The organism is Streptomyces sp. AB3(2024) (genome assembly GCF_041862025.1).
Lineage (GTDB): Bacteria > Actinomycetota > Actinomycetes > Streptomycetales > Streptomycetaceae > Streptomyces.
Genome location: NZ_JBGWAB010000290.1, coordinates 1 through 2,083, shown reverse-complemented (window position 1 = coordinate 2,083; position 2,083 = coordinate 1). Strand labels below are relative to the sequence as shown.

Below are 2,083 nucleotides of genomic sequence, written 5' to 3'. Positions count from 1 at the left end.
GTTGGCACGGGCATCCAGCTCGGCGTAGGTGAGCTCCTGGCCGCCGAAGACCACCGCCCGGCCCCCGGGGCGCAGCCGGACCTGCTCCTCGAACCGTTCGACGAGGGTGGCGGGGGCGGTGTCGGTACGGACACCCGTCCACTCCTCCAGCACCTGCCGGCGGCCGGCCCCGTCCAGCAGCTCCAGCTCCGAGAGCCGGACCCCCGGTTCGCGCGCCACCTGCTCCAGCGTCCGCCGCAGCATGCCGGTCATCCGCTCGACGGTGGCCCGCTCGTACAGGTCGGAGCTGTAGAGCACCGCCCCCGTCAGGCCGGACGCCCCGTCGGCGCGCAGCAGGAACTCCAGGTCGAACTTGACGGCCCCGGTGGCCAGGGGCTCCGCCTCACCGGCCCGCAGTCCGGGCAGCACGGGCGAGACCCCCGGACCCGACTCCAGTGCCAGGCACACCTGGAACAGCGGATGCCGGGCCAGGGAGCGGACCGGGTTCAAGGCCTCCAGCACCAGGTCGAACGGGGCCTCCTGATGGGCGAAGGCGTCCAGATCGGCGGTGCGCACCCGGGCCAGCAGTTCCCGGAAGGCCGGGTTCCCCGAGGTGTCGGTACGCAACACCAGGGTGTTCACGAAGAAGCCCACGAGCCCCGACAGGGCCTCGTCGGCCCGGCCTGCGACCGGTGAGCCGAGCGGGACGTCGGTGCCCGCGCCCAGCCGGGTCAGCGTCGCCGCGAGCGCGGCCTGCAGCACCATGAAGGGGGTGCACCGCTCGGCCCGCGCCAGCTCCACCACCCGTTCGTACAGGTCCGTCCCGAAGTCCACCCGCACCGCCCCGCCGCGCTGCCCCGCGACCGGCGGACGCGGCCGGTCGGGGAGCAGCCCCAGCTCCTCGGGGAGCCCGGCCAGCGCCGTCCGCCAGTGGGCCAGCCGGGTCTCCAGCGGACCGCCGGCGAGGGCGGTGCGCTGCCAGAGCGCGAAGTCGGCGTAGTCGGCCGGCAGGGGGGCCCAGTCGGGTGCGGACCCCGCCAGCCGGGCCGCGTAGGCGTGGGACAGGTCCTCGAACAGCGGGCGCAGGGACTGCCCGTCGGTGGCGATGTGGTGCAGCAGGACCAGGAGCGTGTACGCACCCTCCCCGGAGCGCAACAGGGTGACGCGCACCGGGTGTTCGGCGGCCAGGTCGAAGGAGTGGCCGGCGGCGGCGAGGAGTTCGCCGTCGAGGGTCCCGGGGGTGACGCGGCGCAGCTCGAACGCGTGCGCCGGGACCGGGTCGACGATCTGGTACGGGTCCCCGTCCGCGGTGGCGAACCGGGTCCGCAGCGGCTCGTGGCGGGCGGCCAGGTCCTCGAAGGCGGCGCGCAGCGCGGGCACGTCCGGCTCGCCCTCCAGCCGCACCGCCATCGGCACGTTGTACGCGGTCGCCCCCGGGCCGCCGAGTCCCGCGACCAGCCACAGCCGCTGCTGGGCGTAGGACAGCGGCAGCCGCTCGGGACGTTCCTCGGCACGCCGCAGGGGCGGCAGGGCGGGCCGGTCGCCGACCTCGTCGATCCGACGGGTCAGGGCGGCGGGGGTGGGGTGCTGGAAGACGTCGCGCAGGGTGAGGGAGACGCCGAGGGTGGAGGCGATGCGGTTGGTCAGGCGGGCGGCGAGGAGGGAGTGGCCGCCGTGGTCGAAGAACCCGTCGTCCATGGACAGGGGCACCGGGCTGCCGAGCACCTCGCTCACGAGGGTCCGTACGAGCTCCTCCGTCTCGGTGAGCGGCCGGCGGCCCCCGGCGGTGGGCGTCGGCTCGACCGCCGGGAGCGCGGCCTTGTCGATCTTCCCGTTGGGGGTGAGCGGGAGTCGGTCCAGGACCGCGAACCGGGCGGGGACCATGTGCTCCGGCAGCCGCTCGCGCAGCCAGGCGCGCAGCGCCTCGGGGGCCGGGGCCGGGGCGCCGGGGGCGGTGGTCACGTAGGCCGTCAGCTGCCCGTCGGAGTGGAGCAGGGTGGCCTGGGTGATGTGGGGGTGGGTGGTGAGGGTGGTTTCGATTTCGGTGGGTTCGATGCGGAAGCCGCGGATTTTGATCTGGGTGTCGGTGCGGCCGGTGTAGTGG

Annotated in this window: 1 protein-coding gene; it reads right to left on the bottom strand. The window is 75.1% G+C overall.

What is annotated here, in order from left to right:
* Positions 1-2,083: condensation domain-containing protein (locus tag ACEPPI_RS40370; protein WP_373920221.1), on the bottom strand; the 2,083-nt coding region annotated here is incomplete at both ends.